14 protein-coding genes are annotated in these 17,618 nt (G+C 36.2%); 9 read left to right on the forward strand and 5 right to left on the reverse strand.

Annotation, left to right across the window (positions count from 1 at the left end; translation table 11 throughout):
• Positions 1 to 59 precede the first annotated feature (59 nt).
• The 4 genes from KJW29_RS14770 to KJW29_RS14785 all read right to left on the reverse strand — a co-directional run bounded on the left by KJW29_RS14770 (position 60) and on the right by KJW29_RS14785 (position 6,386).
• Positions 60 to 3,728: an AAA family ATPase gene (locus tag KJW29_RS14770; protein ID WP_214630355.1), complete on the reverse strand. Its 3,669-nt coding sequence runs from the start codon at positions 3,726 to 3,728 to the stop codon at positions 60 to 62.
• A gap of 430 nt (positions 3,729 to 4,158) precedes the next feature.
• Positions 4,159 to 5,208, reverse strand: a complete 1,050-nt coding sequence (locus KJW29_RS14775; protein WP_214630356.1) for a thermonuclease family protein — start codon at positions 5,206 to 5,208, stop codon at positions 4,159 to 4,161.
• A gap of 4 nt (positions 5,209 to 5,212) precedes the next feature.
• On the reverse strand, positions 5,213 to 6,172 hold the full coding sequence (locus KJW29_RS14780; RefSeq protein WP_214630357.1) for an MvdC/MvdD family ATP grasp protein: 960 nt from the start codon (positions 6,170 to 6,172) through the stop codon (positions 5,213 to 5,215).
• A gap of 1 nt (position 6,173) precedes the next feature.
• Positions 6,174 to 6,386, reverse strand: coding sequence for a hypothetical protein (locus KJW29_RS14785; RefSeq protein ID WP_214630358.1), 213 nt, complete (start codon positions 6,384 to 6,386; stop codon positions 6,174 to 6,176).
• A gap of 429 nt (positions 6,387 to 6,815) precedes the next feature.
• Here KJW29_RS14785 and KJW29_RS14790 point away from each other — a divergent pair, with 429 nt between their 5' ends.
• The 3 genes from KJW29_RS14790 (at position 6,816) to KJW29_RS14800 (ending at position 9,653) form a co-directional block, all read left to right on the forward strand.
• Entirely contained in the window at positions 6,816 to 7,766 is a 951-nt protein-coding gene (locus KJW29_RS14790) for a DUF5677 domain-containing protein (protein WP_214630359.1), read from the forward strand.
• Between the two features lie 17 nt (positions 7,767 to 7,783).
• Positions 7,784 to 9,055 carry a competence protein CoiA gene (locus tag KJW29_RS14795; RefSeq protein WP_214630360.1) on the forward strand — a complete coding sequence of 424 codons (1,272 nt, stop codon included), beginning with the start codon at positions 7,784 to 7,786 and terminating at the stop codon, positions 9,053 to 9,055.
• Positions 9,056 to 9,479: 424 nt separating this feature from the next.
• Entirely contained in the window at positions 9,480 to 9,653 is a 174-nt protein-coding gene (locus KJW29_RS14800) for a hypothetical protein (protein WP_214630361.1), read from the forward strand.
• A 268-nt stretch (positions 9,654 to 9,921) separates the two neighbouring features.
• Here KJW29_RS14800 and KJW29_RS36650 read toward each other — a convergent pair whose 3' ends face one another.
• Complete coding sequence (locus KJW29_RS36650; protein WP_343222809.1) at positions 9,922 to 10,251, reverse strand: helix-turn-helix domain-containing protein; 330 nt, start codon at positions 10,249 to 10,251, stop codon at positions 9,922 to 9,924.
• 380 nt (positions 10,252 to 10,631) lie between these two features.
• Between KJW29_RS36650 and KJW29_RS14810 the strand changes: the two genes are divergently transcribed.
• From KJW29_RS14810 to KJW29_RS14835, 6 genes are all read left to right on the forward strand, one after another.
• Positions 10,632 to 11,447, forward strand: coding sequence for a hypothetical protein (locus tag KJW29_RS14810; protein WP_214630362.1), 816 nt, complete (start codon positions 10,632 to 10,634; stop codon positions 11,445 to 11,447).
• 115 nt (positions 11,448 to 11,562) lie between these two features.
• A complete protein-coding gene (locus KJW29_RS14815) occupies positions 11,563 to 13,041 on the forward strand; it encodes a tyrosine-type recombinase/integrase (RefSeq protein WP_214630363.1) in 1,479 nt (492 codons plus the stop codon).
• A 13-nt stretch (positions 13,042 to 13,054) separates the two neighbouring features.
• On the forward strand, positions 13,055 to 14,158 hold the full coding sequence (locus tag KJW29_RS14820) for a tyrosine-type recombinase/integrase (protein WP_214630364.1): 1,104 nt from the start codon (positions 13,055 to 13,057) through the stop codon (positions 14,156 to 14,158).
• 15 nt (positions 14,159 to 14,173) lie between these two features.
• A complete protein-coding gene (locus KJW29_RS14825; protein WP_214630365.1) occupies positions 14,174 to 15,124 on the forward strand; it encodes a tyrosine-type recombinase/integrase in 951 nt (316 codons plus the stop codon).
• A 48-nt stretch (positions 15,125 to 15,172) separates the two neighbouring features.
• Positions 15,173 to 15,721: a tyrosine-type recombinase/integrase gene (locus KJW29_RS14830; RefSeq protein ID WP_214630366.1), complete on the forward strand. Its 549-nt coding sequence runs from the start codon at positions 15,173 to 15,175 to the stop codon at positions 15,719 to 15,721.
• A gap of 153 nt (positions 15,722 to 15,874) precedes the next feature.
• Positions 15,875 to 17,035: a site-specific integrase gene (locus tag KJW29_RS14835; protein ID WP_214630367.1), complete on the forward strand. Its 1,161-nt coding sequence runs from the start codon at positions 15,875 to 15,877 to the stop codon at positions 17,033 to 17,035.
• Positions 17,036 to 17,618: the final 583 nt, after the last annotated feature.

Below are 17,618 nucleotides of genomic sequence, written 5' to 3' on the forward strand. Positions count from 1 at the left end.
TCTGAAACAATTTAGAATTGTTTTAGAACTCGGTACCTGAATTAATTTCCGGGAATAAATCAACTATTTTTTATCCATGTTTGAATTTTACTCTCTATTAATGTTGCATCCAAACTTCCGTCTAATCCATCTCTTGTAATTATCAAATTTCCAAGAGTTTCTGAAATTCCCACACTATCATAATTTCCTTTTTTCTCGTCCCAATGCTTTTTATATGATTTAATTCTTAGCATTCCAAGATGCTCTAAATAGGCAGTATTGCCTTGGTAACGTAGTGTAAAATCAGGAATATAGGTCTTACCAAGAACATCTAATGGTTCTTCATAGGAATACTCAATTTTCATCTTATCGAGAATGTTAGCCACAATAACTTCGGACTTTGATCTTACCATTTCACCACGAATCGTTTTATGAATCAATTTTTCTTCAAAGCATCGTTTTTGTTTACTAGACTCTATCATAATGATGTTTGGAACTTCAAATAAGTCTGTATATCGTTGTTTGGTATCCGAATACCAGTCATTTGCATACTGAACTAATTCTTGAATGGATAAATCACTCAATACAACTAATTTTTCTCTTTGACGGGAAAACGCAGTATACAAAAGTTCTTTTGTAACAAATGAACTTTTACCATTTATGACTACTATAGTTTTGCCAAAACCAGAACCCTGAGACTTATGAACAGTGAGAGCATATGCAAGTTCTAGTTTAGAGTCACTGTTTTCGCCACCAAAATCAGATTTATTATATGAAAATAATTTCCCTTCAAATGAACCAAAACGGAGTTTATACCAACTAGAATTCTTATCGTTTTTTCCATAGTGCCCTGGGTAATCCGCCAAAATACCAATTTCACCATTTGCAATATATGCTTTCCCCATTGTACCATCCCAGTAATCCTTCTCACCGTTTACATTAGATATGACTTTATCTCCGTAAACGATATTTTGAACAGATAAAGGGCTGTATTTTGACCAAGGATATGCTTTCCATTGCTCGACAGTATCTTGACGATATTTTTGGTGAATTTGATTATTCAAATAATAGCTACCTGCACCAATAAATTTAGTAGGAGATAGAACCTGCCAGTCTTCTATATGTTCACTAGTTGGATAATTTATATATTTCCCTACAGTAGCGCCTAAACTTTTATTGAAACCATCAATATCATCTTTAGTTGTCATATTTGCAAGTTCGACCAATTCTTCAAAGAACACTTTTTCAAACTCGTCTAAATCGGTGTATTGAATATATTTAAGACGATTATCGGTTTGATCGTTTGCAATACGGTAAACTACATCTTTATCGATTGAATCCGAATTAGAGAATATTTGTGCAAATGATAAATCATCGCCACCCGAACCTTGTCTCATCTCAGTTTTCAAAGTTGTGACCTTATCAGAGTGAGCAATCTCTAAATAATTAATTAAATCGACAAAAGGGCGACCTGCTCCTATTGGAGGTAATTGATTTGGATCTCCAATAAAGATAATTCTCTCAGCATGAGAATCAACAAGCTTTAGTATGCCAGCAAACATATCTTCAGTTAACATTGAACTTTCATCGATAATGACTGTTTTGGCAATACTCGAACTAGGTTGGCATGGCATCTTATAAGCCATTGTGTTCCAACTGAAACCATTTGAACGAATTAAAAATTGTGCCACAGTCATAAACTCAGCTGCAACACTATTCTTCTTAAATGAATTCTCAAGTTGAACTCTTGCTTTCCCGGTAGGAGTCAATGCTAAAACTCTACCATCTTTAATTTCTTTTGAAGAAGCTAAAATCCCCAATGCTGATGTTTTACCCGTCCCCGCTCTTCCCAATAAGACAGATATTTTAGATGACTCAAGAATCTTTAATGCTTTCACCTTTTCATCACGAGCCAGTTGATCGTTTTCCTCATTATTTTCTTGAAGGTTTCCAAATTGGTCATTAATAATCTTTTTCCAGTCTTGTTCACTCGATAAACTAGTTTCTAAACGGCTGTTTACTATATTTACTACCAATTGTTTATAATCTTGATATTCTTTCAGCTTTATGTAAAAGTTCTCCACATCGACATACAATTCACCATCCTGCAAGAACTCTATAACACCTTCAATTTTTTCAGTTTGAAAATCCGTTTTTTGATCTAATGGTAATTTATTAATTTCTTCAACAATTTGATCATAGCTGAGTAAAGTATGGCCTTGATTTGCGGCTTGAACTAAAACATATATCACCATAGCTCTAAATCGGCGCTTATCACCTTCAGTTCTCATTTTTGTTGGTTTATTTAGGGGATACCGATTTTCCACCAACGGATTCACAAACATTGCATTGTCGATCTGAGAAATAGTAACTTGATGTTGGTCCTTTTCTTTTCGTGTAAGTTCGAATAATCGGTATGGGTTTTCAAGAATTTCAACTGCATAAATTTTCAGGTGACCCCAAGCATAAATAGCCTGTTCAACAGAAAGATTCAATCGAGACAAAAGTTCGAAATACCGAGTTTTGTTTTCATCTCTGAGTAAACCTGAAAACTCATCCTCTTTGTCAGCCAAGCCGTCATCCAGTTTCTCGATGCCAGTCTCTTTCTCCCCTGAAAAATATAACTTCAATTCAGAAATCAAGTCGTATTCAGATGTATCGACATGGTGAGCAACATCGAAACCATATCGAACACCGAAAGCTGATAAAATCGAACCTAACCCTGGAAAAATCCCACGTTGATTCCAAACGCTTTTTAATTGATTATTAATATATTCAAGTTGAAAATTAACCCATTCATGATTGGCTTCTATTAGATTGAGTTTCGCTATATTTTTCAATGCAATTTTCGCTTGATTCAGCACATCAATAGCCGCATCGTAGCTGACCCATTCAGCTGCATATGAAAATTCCGATCTAAAACCTGCCGCTTCAAACAATGTGACACTCGACACATCAAAATCAGGATGCTTTTTTACATACTCGGAAATTTCATGATATGGCATTAAAAAGCCATCTTTGCCATCAACTCTTATTGAATGAGCTGCATTTGTCTCCCAAATGTAGTTTTTTTCTGCACTGCTTCCATCAGACGCGTACTCATGAATTTCTACATTTGATACTATATTTCCTATTCCTGCAATTACACGCCGATTATCTTCGATAAATGGAACTTGTTTGTAGTATGGAAATATCAATGAATTGCGCGGACTAATCCCGGAAAAGAAGTAATCGAAAATCCCTTTTTGAGATTCTCCATGCGATACCCACGAACTAGACCAGCTTAGCATTTGTTCTGTTTTTTCTAAGTCAAAATAAAAATTGTAATACTTTTGCTTCTCTTTGGCATTATCCTTTAAAGTCCATGAAAAAGGGCGCAATAAGAATGAATAAGAGTCCATCTCAAAAGTTGTCTCTTTAAAATGCTCGAACTTTACATTTCCTTTCTTATAAGGATGGTTCATTTTAAGATAAAGCTTGGTATCACTCATGAACGCAGCGTTCTCTGTAATCCAGCTTTGCATTCTTACTGGTCCTACTTGTTCGTAACTTTTACCTTTATTTGTTTCCTCAAACTCTAAGTCCCGTGATGATGCAATGTTGGGGATTACTTGAGCAGCTACATTATACCTAGGATTATTGTCAATTCGCCCAGTATAATCGTTATCCTTCCATGGAATTCTTGTTGAAAAGTGTTGTATATAGTTTATTAGTGCTTTAACTTCCTTATCTTTATCAATCATAAACATTAGCCCACTCCTCACATCCCTCTATTACGTAATATTTGCTATTACTATTATCTGCTCTCCTGGAAAACTCGTAAATAACTTTTAATATGATCGAGTCTTTGCCTTTCAGAGATTTCTTTTTAATAGTCTTGTTGAGTTATCTAATCTCTCAACTCCACCCTTACCCACAATCACTAAAAATAAGTGTTTCCCAACAAAAAGCTTGACCATCGAGTGATACTTCTCTTCAAGGGTACAGGGCAACCATCTGAAATTCATTTACCACAAACAGTTATAAATTTCGGCATTATAAGAATGAATTTGCTCGATAATAATTCTCCGATATTATGGTTCAATTAATGCAAAAAAGAACCAATCTTTCGAAAATCGTATGGTTAAAGTGAAGTATTCGCCCTGTGTTGATGTACTAACTTAGTGACTATAGTTCTCCTCAAGACCACATTCCAAGTCGTTTTCCCTTTGCAAATGATTCTTTATCAAGGAATAATTTTGCTATGTCACTTCCTTTATTTAAAACTAAACTTTTTGCTAGTCCGTTTTCTATAAGATATTCATTCAATGTGCGATTACCGTCTATATAAACAAGAACTTCCTTTTTGCCTGACCGATAATCAATTATTTCCATCTCTATTATTCGATTTTTTAAAATTTCTTTTACTGCTTCATAAGCTACTAGCCCAAATGACTCTCCATTTACAAAACTCGGACTGCTAATATAAGCAAGTTGCACTGTTTCTTCAATCTGCTGTGCACTTACTTTTAACGTATTAGTATCAATTATGTCTAAAACCTGAATTTGAATCGAGTTACTTTTTCGGATGGTTAATTCTTCACTGTTTTCTCCACTAAAAAAGATAATAACACCGAAGAACACTATACCTACAAGAGCAATTATTCCATTTTTCATTGCTTGATAACTAGCTGTGACGTATGCCTCTCTTTGAGGAGTAGAGAGGTAATTTAATTCTAGATTTTTTATCATTCTCCCCAATCGAATCTCATCCTGTTTTCCAAGAAGTTCTTTTTCATCATATAAGTAAATGTCGTATATTGCACCAAGTTGAAGAGCACGAAAAGCGCTAAAACCACTGATCACTAGGTAAATGAATCCCACAATAACAGCGCAAATCAGTAAGATAGATAGCGGCTGAGCAATAAAAAATGTGTAACTATTTGCTCCATTTATTATTGTCAAAATTGTTGTAACTAAGGTAATTGCGATCGTAACAGCAGTGACGTTCGTTTTCGCCTTATCCTCAATAGATTTCTTTCGCTCTGCCTCTTTTGCCAGTAACTTTTCAATTGTCTCTTTTGAAATGTCTTTTATATAAAAAGATTCATCATTTTGAGACCTCAATTGATTGGCAGCCTCAATACAATTGGCATCTATGATCTTAGCTGCCAATAAGGGATAAATTTTAAAAGCTATTATATTTAGCGCTTTATTATTGAGAATGATTTCTCTTACCTTTTTTTTCACTCCATCAAACCCCTCGATTTAGAAATTGAGCAATAGCAAAATCAATTCTAAGGTTAGACTGATCTACAAGCCAAGCCCACTCACCTGTGGGATTAATCTCTATAAAGTAGTAAGTTTCGTTTACTCTTGCTAAATCAATAGCTCCATAAGATAAACCAAGTTTACTGACGAGCTCAATACATTTTGTTTTAATATCTATTGGCAGATCAATAGGAACATATTCAACACTATCTTTTTTAAGTCTCCAATCCCCACTGACTCCTTGTCGGTCAACTAAAATTTCCACTGAAAAAACTTCTTTATCAACTACAGTTACTCGCAAATCAACTTTTGGGTCTAAATATTGCTGTAAAAACACAGGTGCAATTGACATCGTTTCATACGATAAATTGGATCGTTCCACTACATTCGTATAACCAAAGGCCAATTTCTCCCCAATACCCAAGTAAATAGTATCAATACCTTTAACGATTACTTCATTTGCAGAGTTTGGAGTTATTTTTTCATGCCACAAATCTGAATTTGTAATTATTGTATTAGGTACTTGAAAACCCACTTGATGAGCAATTTTTAATTGAACTGCTTTTGTCTCAGCAAAATATGTTGCATGTGGATGATTCATCCATCTGCATTTATCAAACACCATTAATGTGCGAATAAATGCAGTCCATTGTGATTTCGAGAGCTTATCTTCGGGACTGAGATTCAATACTGAGGTTTCTCGTAAATAGGTAGGTCCTCTGTATAGAATTGACTTCAAGGAATCTGTATCAATTTTATATAATTGATCATCAATCTTAATTTCAATTTCTCCATTAATCGGGTTCATAAATACATGGAGATGTAAAAGATCATCAGTATTCAATCTTAAGTAGTTACTATTTTCCTCATGTAAACATGCGCAAATATAATCACAAGCAAAATCATACCTATTAGAAATTATCAATATTTCAGGTTTAACCATTTTACATTCCTTTCTGGTCTTCACCAGTTTCAACGTCAGCTTTTTTCCCAGTGTTAGGCTTATTAAGCCTTTGAGAACGTACAAGTATCACTTTTCCCCCTGCTTCATCTGAAAACCAAATACCTTTCTTAATATCATAATTACATTCTTTCAGGTCAAGAGTTTTATTTCCTTGTACGAATACCATTGCTTTTTCTAGTAAAATGTGCGTCACACATACATCTCCCTTAATTCAACGAGTTTTGTTTTATAAATGAATAGTAATTTATAGTCTTATTTTATCAAATTCTGTTATGTTGGTCACCTGAAATTTCCAACGCTGAGAACAATGGAAATCAAAACAAAGATCACTTTCTCTCTAGATTCTGATACCCATCGCCATGCTCTAATTGATTCAACTAACTCTTACATTTGAGAAGGACTACATTAAATTGAGAAGGTATTTTTCAATGAAACCAATTAATTTGTTCTCCTCGATACAATCCAAAAAAGCACTTTCTCTTTCCGTTTTGAGCAAATCATGAATGCTAATTCTATCCAAATAAAGGATCAAAAAATAGAGATCTTTTCCCAGTTAGTCTCTTAAACCCCTTGTAAATTTAACAGCGGAGACACTATGATATTCATATAGGGGAGATGAACTATGACAAATTCGATTATAAAAAAAGAAATCTATGATCATTGGAAAAATGAGCTGGATGCAATTAATAATCCATCGTTTGCACCTGCATATTCATACAAAAATCTAATCTTACTTCTTCAAACATGCGAAATTTTGACTTCCCATATTAAGGTCCGTAGGATCTCAAAAGTTAACCAACTACAAATGATTAGTCGATTTATGATGGCACACATTTTTCAATTAGGATCAGGGTCATATCGGCTTACTAAATCTGGTTTAGGAAGCCCTGCATTAATTTTAGGGCGTTCCATTCTGGAGTCGTTAATTGATATGACATACTTATGGCTCTGTAAAGACATTCACGGCACTGATGTAGAACGCAATGCATGGGCTGACTATTACAAAATTTCGAGATACTCCGTTTATTCACATTGGGAAGCTTACAAGAATAGAATGATAAAGAATGGAAAAGTGGTCGATGAGCTTTTTGAACCTAAGGCAATCAAAAACATTGTGATGGATTTCGACAATTTCAAACTGGATTATCCTCATGCAGGGAATAAAATGTTCTGGGCTAAAGAAAGTTCACTATTAAAACGCGCTCAACTATTAGATAAAACTGGAAAACTTCAAAACGGATTTCCTAATAAACAAATTGACGGTTTCCCTCATTTCTCATTTGAAGAAGAATACATAACGATTTATAAACACACGAGCGAATACGCTCATGGAGAGAGTGGTTCTATGCAATCTTTGTTTGAAGTTGACAGCAAAGATAATGCAGAAATCATTCTTTTCGGTTCAAGCAGTAAAAACATCGTAATAGCAAACGCACTTGTAGCAAATTATCTGCTAATCTTCTCGTATATCTTCGCACACATAAATAACCTTGATCTTCACTTTATACCTAAAGAACTTGACCGCCATGGATTTATTATCCCGACGAATGAAAAATCAAATTTACAAAACTAGAAATAGGGTGATCTTTCTTGTTTGTAGCTGAGGATATTAATGGCAAGAGATATTATGCATTTGAGGAGGCTGAGGACTTCATACGCACGCTTTCTCAGAATAGATCTCTTATATGTCCGGATTGTCGCGACCGAGTCACTTTTCGTTCAGGTAGTAAGCGTCCTCATTTTGCGCACTTCCGAGAATGTACAAACCCTAATATGTACTCCGAACCAGAGACTCAAGCTCATCACAGTGGTAAACTGCTTCTCTTTTTGTGGCTTAAAAAGCAGTTTCCAGAATTAATAGTTGAAATGGAATACTATATTCCTGAAACCAGACAAAGATCGGATATTATCGTGCTGCATCCAGATGGGAACAAGTGGGCAATTGAATTTCAATGTTCTAAAATACAAGGCCATATATGGGAGGAGCGTCATAAATTATATCAGAGTGAAGGAATCCATGATATCTGGATTGTAAACCATGAAATTGTTCGTAGAAACGTACATGAAATGAGATTATGTGGACTTGAGTCCTCCGTACACAGATCAACAAATATATTAAATTATTTGAATATAAATGAACAATCTATACATATGATTGTAAATGGTAGGCTGGATGGATTATATCTATATCGTTCGCACGAATCTAGATCCATTCTGGAAGACGTTACTATTCATAATGGACGTCTATGGTCCAAATCTTACGAAGATTTTTTAGCGGAAATGAAAAAGTTAAGGGAAATTCAAGAATTAAAAGAGAAAGAAAATCTTTTAAAAAGTCAGTTGGAAAATGAACGGGTACAGTTAGAGAATGAAAAGAGAAACCGTGATCTTGTTCACTATTACAAAGCCATAATGATTGAACGAATGAATCTCAGCAATGACATGACTCAAAAGGAAAATGAATTATTTTTAGCTCTAACAAAGAAGCACAAGCTTGAACCAAACAATTTCCCTGGGATTTTTCATATGGATGTTCGATTTTCAGATCGAATTGTTACTCCAAGACCTCTGTGGCAGCTATGGATCTATGACGCTTTAGTCTCAAATTGGGAAAACTTCATTCGGAAGGGTAAACCTCCTCGTTTGTGGATGGAATATATAACCGAGAACTTTAAGAAGTTAAGAACCATAGGGATCCTCCGTACAGCTAAATTCAATCAGTATGATGGCAATTATATCTTCACCTTCTACTCTTATTTAGAACAACTTAACCACTGCGGCATACTTCAAAGTTTAGGAAGTATGACGACAAAATATCAGCAACTCCTCGTTAATCGAATACCAATGTTCGAAAAACCATAAAGACAACACTTTGTTAAGGTTGTATTATGAAGGGTTTAGACATGAGAATATAGAATCGGTTGCTTCTACTTTTCGATCTCAAATAAACGAAATTCGCAAAGATTGTTCTTCAAAAATTGATGCAGCAATAGTGAAAGTAAACTCACCACCACCTAAACAAGCTATTGACGAAACGGTTAATCATGTCCATCAAAAGAGCTCTGTCGTTGATGGGATAATTGAACAAATTCTCAATGCTGGACATAAACAAACATTACCGCTTGATCTTATTTCAAGAATTGAAATCGAATGCAATCGAATCATTCAAGCATATACTCGGAATGGCTATATCTCACATGATCAATTCGGCTATTTACTAAAAACACTTCGAGAGATAAACTACTATGGCTGAGGAATATATACTTTACCGGAGGAGTTGATTCATTTGAAAAAATCAAAACCACTAAAGATCCGGAAATCTATAGTAAAACAAGGACCGATTGAGAAAGAGGATGGTGGTGTTTTAGCTATCCCTACTCCACCAGAAGAACGTGCAAGATCCCACACAGAAATGCAAGCTTTTATAAAACGCTTTAAAGAACAAAATGAAAAGCCTTAGAGTAGTATTTTAATAGATTGAATTTTTCAGGAATGATCCGTGAAATATCCTTTATTTCATAACTTAACTTTAGTATTGATATGCACCTGCTGGTCGGATTTACCTGTATCCTTCTAGATAGTTTTATTGTAGTCTAATAGCTATCAACCACCACAAAACCAACTCAATGTAATGGATAATACATCCATTTAATGAGTCGTTTTGTGGTTTTCGCTTTTCAGAGAACTTTTTGGCTATTTAAAATTTACTGATACACCGAATCTTGATATCAGTTTTTGGAGGTGTTTGAGCAAATCCATGCATTAATTGATTCTCTGTAGAAAAGAATTCTTCTCCGAATCCTTACAAATGGAATCTGATTTTCACGTACCATTGTATAAATGCTGTCAGTTGAGACACCAAGATACTCTGATAGCTCTAATACAGAAAACATCACCTTATCTAGAGTCGATCCGTTCGGATAAGAGTTCACTACATTGTTGCTAACTATATCACCGATTTTTTGATTGGAATCATTACCATTTTCAACTTTAAGCTTTTCTTCCATTTGTAATAAAGTTTCAAGTAATTGCCTCCTTAACAAATTGTATTCTTGCATTGTCTCACCTCCACATACCTTTATGAATAACTGTTGAAAGATTTTTAACAAAACAAGTTTATTTCTCTGATTGACTAAAGTTCTATTTTTTACAAGCAACCACGATTCGTCTTAGAGTAGCCTTTTCGTATTGAGGCAACAACTTTCTCTTGAAATTCGTGCAATGGTATTAACAATATGTATTAAGGTTTTCAACATTACAAATAAGCGAGTGAAGCTGATGTTCTATAATATTGCCAACTATTCGGCCTCAAATCTTATTTTAAGTTCACTTTGTATTTTCAAAACTAATTCCTATAAAAGTAGTTGTATTATTAAAGTCAACTTAATAAGTAAGCAATCTCTTCAATATTGTATTATGATGTTTTGGGTGATAATCGATGAGTAAAAGTAATAACAATGGCAAAGAAAAAAATAATGCCGAAATTACAGTTACTAGTCCTAGGTTAGATACTTTTGAAAACTACTTTAAAAATCAATCTGAAAAAACAAAAAAAGATATTAAGGATTTATCAACTATTCAATTACTCAGAGTCAAAAAAGATGTATGGGAGTCATTCTTGAAAATTAAAGACATAACTTTTAAAAGAAATATCTGTGCAAAAGCATTTAATCTTGGTTTTAAAGAAGTCGGTGAGCATCTTGGAATGAGCGCACCTGCAGCAAGGGATCTACTCACAGAAGTACTTGAACCTAAAGAACACCTTCGTATCTTCAAACTCGCTATTATGTTAAATGTCCCCTGGCAAGTTATTCTAAAGGAACGCCCCATCGAGGAAAGTTTTAAAACTTACATGGAGTATTACATCGATGGAGCAGCAAAATGGATTAAAGTTGAAGACATTAATTCAGAGAGTAAAGAAGTAAAAAGTATCTCTGGGTATGTGATACAAAATCCATCTAACTTATTTGAGGATGAACCCGAAAAGATAACAGGCCGTTGGGTTAAGTCATACCATGACTATGAATACTTCGAGTTTCATTTAACTCGCAACCCTGTTTTTGATGAACCATTAATAAAAAATATCCTCAAGTTTTTCCCTTCAACTAAAGCAGTTATAACGACGTTTACACCTCTAAGGCGTAACATACGATCTTTATGGGTAGTATTTGATCGTACGCCTAATGGGTATAAAAAACTTTGGGCAGAGTTGAAACATCGAGACAGGACCATTCTCCATTGGAAGGCCACTTAATATTTCTCATATCTTCTCCTCAAATAAGCGTCGATTTATAAAGTTAACTTAACTTTTAAATAACCTTCGATAATCATGTCAAGCCTTCAGTGTATAAGAATACATTGGAGGCTTGATGATGGAAAATCACCGAAGCAATGAAAAAAATCAACCTAAGAAACCTCAAGAATCTTTTCCGCAGAATTTTTCTTTTGCCGAAAAGATTCTTGACCCCGATGGTATGTTTTCCAGTCTCAGTGACGATTATGATATTAGAAAAGTCACTCGGGAGAAGGTGGAAAATATACTGTATGCGAATCAGCTCATCTCCGATCATGTAGGAACAGAAGAAACCGATCGCCTAGGTCCCCAGGGCATTAATCAATGGCTTTGGGAGAATAAGGTCCTCCGAGAAATTTCACCAAGTACGCTTCAGGATTACTTAAAAACATGTATATATAATGCTCCTCACGTCTTTATCAGGCGATTAAAAATGACAAGAAGCTTGTTACAATTGGTCGCTAAAGTTCAGCGGATACCGGTAGCCCAGGTACAAAATCACCATGTGCTGGATCCAAGTTCCATTCGCTACGCAACCGAGCACTTAGCCATTCGATATTCGAAATCTCTTTTTCAATTTCTATTGAAGTTGTCCATTCACAATGGATACATCAATGAGAAAATACCTCCATTACACTCAACATCTAAACAAGAACCTTTCCATCCGAGAATATTGAACTACAAATCGCATATGGAGAGTAAGGGTTTTTCACCTAAACATATTCGAAATTCCATTACGCATGTCCAGCAATGCTTTCACTGGCTCTGTTCGAATGTTCAAGAATTTCAGGGCAAGTCTCCTGCAGAAATCTCAGTGTTTCACATTCAAAATAAACACTTGTTGATGTACAGAACCTACAAACGAAAAATGGTAAAAGATAGGGTTTGTAGCCCCATTACATTCACGCATTGCATCTATGCCATACGCTCGTTCTACTATTTTTTAAATGAACGGTTTGGATACGAGCCTCCACTATATCGATTTGAGTCCATAACAGTCGAGCGGTACCACCCACGCGACATTCCAACTAGAGATCAAATCGATTCTTTCCTGCAAGTCGTGAATAGATATGCCAAAGAACCAAAGCTTGAGCAGCTTGGGTATCGATTCATGATTGAATTAGGCCTTCGGCTGTCCGAAGTGGCCAAAATAAAATGGAAAGACATTAATCTAGCAACACATAACATTGTCATTCATAGTAAAGGTAAGAAAACTCACATCTTGCCACTTGCAGGTAAACTTTATGAACTCGTGCAAGAATGCCATAACAACGCTAAAACGACTTACCTTTTTGGCAAGAGCGTACGCACCATTGAAAATCAATTTTACGAATACTACAAACTTTACGCTATGATGGCGGGATGGTCGTTCCCTGGCGGCGTACATCTCTTTAGACATACTTTTACTACAAATCTAGCTATGAAGGGGATCCTGCCACAAACGATTAAAGAACTAGCTCGTGTCCAAATGTTAAATACCGTCGGTTTGTATATCCATATGGCCAACCAAGATACACGTTTAATCAATCAAATCAATCTGCTGAGTTATGAATAAGGAGAAGAACGCTATGCCAATGTTTGACGACACTGTATCAAATGATCTGGCCCTCGAAGATGCTTTACTGAAATTGGCGGATCAGTTTGGACCGAATGCTTTTGCTCGCCATATCCAATCACTAGCGCCATCTTCGGGAAAAACCTCAACGATTGCCAGTGAAGATATTCTAATCTCTGATGCCGCTTCCCATTACTTGTCAAGTGATACGTTTCTAACCTTGGCCGCTACTTCTCAAACATCTTATCGCTATGAAATGGGGCTGTTTTTACGCTATTGCGAGCAAGTAATAGGGATGAACACTACGTTTAAAGATGTAGACTCAGCCATCTTCTTGGACGATTATTTGGGATCTGCAAAGAAGCTTAATACGCGTAGCAAAAAAGCTGCTTTTTTAAGAAGTTTTTTAGGTGAAGTGTGTGCTCATTTTCAAAATCGTGACATCGGCAAACTAAAGAGAATTCTTTCGCTTGGAATCGATCCTAATAGAGAACCGCGTGCTTTTAAAAAAGAGCAACTGGATGAGCTTATCTGTCAGGTTAGGCTGGGCCGTGAGTCTCACCGAAATTTCACGATTCTCTGGACATTCCTTGGCTCAGGTATTCGATTAAGCGAGTTAATCCATTTGCAAGTAAGGGATATTGTTTCTTCGCGTCAAGAAATTCATGTCCGTGGAAAGGGACAGCGAGGATTTAAACAACCAAGCAAGATAACCAAATCTTCTCTGGCCATTCTGAATGCTTATGTTAACTTTCGCTATTCCGGTATAAAAAGTGAGCCTAACTATTCGGAGCGATACATCTTCTCTGATGATAAGGGAATATCTCCCCTGCATGAAAGCACCGTACAAAAGATGTTTGCTTCGTTAGTGGATAGCGCAAAAACCATATCTGAAACAGAAAAACAAGCCTATCAACTTACCATACACTCGCTTCGGCATTCGTTTGCTTTGTTTATGCTTCAGTCTGGTGTAGATATCCATACCATTAAAAAACTCATGCGTCATAAATGGTACAGTTCAACAGAGATTTACTTGAACCTTTTTGATAGCATGCTTGTCGAGGCCATTGACAAACATCCCTTGTCCCAACTTAAAACAAGTGATCTCTTTTCATAAGGCAGGCGAACGCACATGACACTTTTGCTGCATTCCGTATACGTTCAGGTTTGGAGTAAACACTTCCGTCGAAGAGCTAGTACAAAACAGAGTTACATCGGTGTATTGAAAAGGTTTGAAGCATTCCTCTTGAAGGAAGGCTTTCATGGTGAACTTGATTTCAATCAATTTCATGCCAGCCGTGAACATCCGGGAAGATACCTTCCTATTCAACGACATATCATCGACCGCTTTTTCCTTCATTTAAAAGAAAATGAGCAAATAACGGACAATAGATTAGCTGCTACCGTAACTATGCTTAAACTTTTTTTCGAGTTTCTCCGGGACATGGGTTTAATCGAGCAAAACCCTATGACCAACTATCCAAGACCTAAATGTGAGTCACCTATTCAAAACACCGCTTTATCGCTTGAAGAATGTATGGCGGTCCTCAAAGCTGCTCTTTGGAGAGATCCCTTCTATCGTCAAGAGTTTGTGCTGATCTGGTTCTTACTCATTACAGGGTTGCGTCTTTCTGAGATTCGTCACCTTAGGCGTAATCGGCTGCATTTAGACACAAGAGTTGCACAGGTATTTGAAGGACAAAAAACAGAGCAACGGCCTGTCGCTATCCCTCAAGATCTTGCGGCAGAACTAGAACGTTATACAACACATGCTGAATACCTGAAGCATGCTAATCGGGGAGATGAATATTTATTTCACCAAAAGGGGGCGATGCTATCGGTAGAAAAATTACGTCGGTTACTTTCCGAGTTATCTGTTGCTGCTGGACTTTCACGGCCTATTCGTCCTCACGATCTTAGGCGTACTGCGGCTTATTTGATGCAAAAGGGTGGGATGCATATTGTAAATATTCAACACCAACTTCGTCATAAACATGTCGGTACAACACTAAGATATGTACCTCCACTTGTCGATTTAGCCAAGATACTTGAGGATATGGAGTACCATTCTCCTCAACGGTAAAAAAAGAAACTGAACAATAATTCAAAACAATTTGAGAGGATGATTTTCATGACAAATATTAAAATAGATCAATCCGTACTTACAAAAGAGGAGTGCTTCTCCCTTTTGAATACCGCAAAACAATCTGAAGAGTTATTAAGAATGGGCTATGTACTCTGTTTAACCATGCTGACAACTGGGATGAGGAATTCTGAAATCGTCCAGTTGACATACACCCAGATTGACCTTGAACAAAATATAATTTATCTCAATAGGGGGCATGATACCAATAAGGAGAAAGTTCGAATAACCAATGATTTAGTCGAAGTTCTACATCAGTATCTAAACAACCCTATCTTCCTTGATTGGATATCTAAAGGAAATGAACAAGTGTTTTTTATGAATGGTAAGCCATTTAATAAAGTCACGCTCAATACCTTTATTAAAAGACTTGCTAAGGAAGATGGAATCGAGAAAATTGTAACTGCACGTTGTTTGCGAAATGCCTTTGGATACATGTTGATACAGAGTGGATTATCATTATTAATTGTACAGAAACTGATGAGGCTTAAAACTATAAAAAGTCTTGAAGGATATCTGCAAGTAAACAATTATTGACTGAATAACTTCCAGACAAACTTAAATTGTTGATTGCAAAGACAACCTCTAACGGGTTGTCTTTCTTTTTTTGCCAAACTGACTCTCAACCGCATGTATTCTACCAATTTAACTTGGAAAGAATAATAATAAAAACTTAAACAGGTGATCCAAATGGCTAGTATTGAAAAAAGAAGTAAGAATTCTTTTAGACTTATCGTAGAAGCTGGCTATGACGAATTGGGCAAACGAGTTAAGCGCTATAAGACTGTAACTGTATCTGGGATTCGAGAAGCAGAAAAAGAGCTTGTCAAATTTCAATCCGAGGTCGAATCCGGACAATACGTTGTTCCTCAGAAAATATCATTTTCAATTTTTGTTGAGAAATGGACAGAACTATATGGAGAAAAGCATCTAGAACAAAAAACCTTGGAGAACTATGAACACTTACTAAAGAATCACATATTGCCTATTTTTGGATCTATGAAGATGACGGATGTGAAGCCAATGTATATCCTTAGTTTTCTTGATTCCCTGACCCGTAATGGAGCACGAAAAGATGGTAAGAATGGTGGTTTATCCACAACTACAACCCGGTTCATTCATAGAGTTCTTAAAGACATATTTGAAAGAGCTGTAGAGTGGCAAATAATATCTAGCAATCCTGTATCCGCTGTTAAAAGGCCTAAAATTAAAGAACGTGAATCTGAGGTATATGATGAACAGGAAGCCTCAAAGCTCTTTCAAGCCCTAGAGAATGAGCCAATACATTGGCGGATCATGGTAACACTAGCTTTAACCACAGGCCTACGTAGGGGTGAACTGCTCGCTTTAGAATGGAGACATATCGATTTCAATTCCTCTGTTTTACAAGTGACACAGTCACTTAGTCATAGCAAAGGAAAAACGGTAATTAAAGAGCCAAAAACAAAGAATTCTAGACGTAAAGTCACAATACCAGTTACGTTAATTCAAGATTTAAAGATTTATCATGAAAGATGTGTGAGATATAAAAAATCGGTTGGAGATATGTGGAAAGGGGGAGATAAACTATTTGTCTTTTTTTCGGAGTCAGGTAAACCATTCTATCATACTGCACCAGGCAAGTGGTTAACACGCTTTATAAAACGACATGAATTAAAACCTATTAGATTTCACGATTTACGCCATACTTCAGCAACTTTACTAATTAACCAAGGCGTACACGCTAAAATTATTGCAAGCCGGCTTGGGCATGCTGACATTCGTACGACCATGAATATCTATGGTCATGCTCTTCAAAGTGCTGATCAAGCTGCCGCGGATACTTTTAATAGGTTGCTTAACAAAACTTAATGTTAAATAAAATAAATATTTTCCAGCAATCTATGGCTGTTAACATGGCCGTTTCATCCCGCACAACTGTCCAAATACTAGTTTGTTTCTCGTAGTAAAACTTATACTCGGTGTGTATTCCTCTCCTGGCGACAAGAACTCTGGCTATATTCATGTATTTCTCTCAGTACGCCGAGCTGATGAAAAGAAACATTTATCAGCTACCATTTTACCCATTACCTCATAGCCAAGGAGTTCACGACAGTACACTATTTCCCCTTGGCCTTTTCTACCATCCATGATTAAGCTGTGCTCCTGGTTCACATTATTCGCTATCGTATGGACTAATTTAAATAAAATCACTCAATTCAACCATAAATAGCTGCATACGATTGTCCTCATTCTTGCATACGAAACTAGGTACTGGCTTTAGTAGAAGATAGCTTGGCTTCAGTCCATCGTAGACGTCTCCAGAAATTGGCCGCCCCCGTCTGTCTACAACGATGACATAATGAAACTACTAGTTCTCTTGCTGAACGTGGCTATAACATTCCAAACTGAATCTTTACAATAAAACCATCCCAAGCAAGATTTCATATTCAAA

Origin of the sequence: Paenibacillus agaridevorans (assembly GCF_018604145.1) — a bacterium.
Classification (GTDB): domain Bacteria; phylum Bacillota; class Bacilli; order Paenibacillales; family Paenibacillaceae; genus Pristimantibacillus; species Pristimantibacillus agaridevorans.

What these genes read in the sequence shown, in the direction of transcription:
- KJW29_RS14770 (WP_214630355.1), bottom strand. Translation starts at nt 3,728, where the DNA reads ATGTTTATGATTGATAAAGATAAGGAAGTTAAAGCACTAATAAACTAT.
- KJW29_RS14790 (WP_214630359.1), top strand. Translation starts at nt 6,816, where the DNA reads ATGACAAATTCGATTATAAAAAAAGAAATCTATGATCATTGGAAAAAT.
- KJW29_RS14815 (WP_214630363.1), top strand. Translation starts at nt 11,563, where the DNA reads ATGATGGAAAATCACCGAAGCAATGAAAAAAATCAACCTAAGAAACCT.
- KJW29_RS14830 (WP_214630366.1), top strand. Translation starts at nt 15,173, where the DNA reads ATGACAAATATTAAAATAGATCAATCCGTACTTACAAAAGAGGAGTGC.
- KJW29_RS14780 (WP_214630357.1), bottom strand. Translation starts at nt 6,172, where the DNA reads ATGGTTAAACCTGAAATATTGATAATTTCTAATAGGTATGATTTTGCT.
- KJW29_RS36650 (WP_343222809.1), bottom strand. Translation starts at nt 10,251, where the DNA reads ATGCAAGAATACAATTTGTTAAGGAGGCAATTACTTGAAACTTTATTA.
- KJW29_RS14820 (WP_214630364.1), top strand. Translation starts at nt 13,055, where the DNA reads ATGCCAATGTTTGACGACACTGTATCAAATGATCTGGCCCTCGAAGAT.
- KJW29_RS14835 (WP_214630367.1), top strand. Translation starts at nt 15,875, where the DNA reads ATGGCTAGTATTGAAAAAAGAAGTAAGAATTCTTTTAGACTTATCGTA.
- KJW29_RS14810 (WP_214630362.1), top strand. Translation starts at nt 10,632, where the DNA reads ATGAGTAAAAGTAATAACAATGGCAAAGAAAAAAATAATGCCGAAATT.
- KJW29_RS14825 (WP_214630365.1), top strand. Translation starts at nt 14,174, where the DNA reads ATGACACTTTTGCTGCATTCCGTATACGTTCAGGTTTGGAGTAAACAC.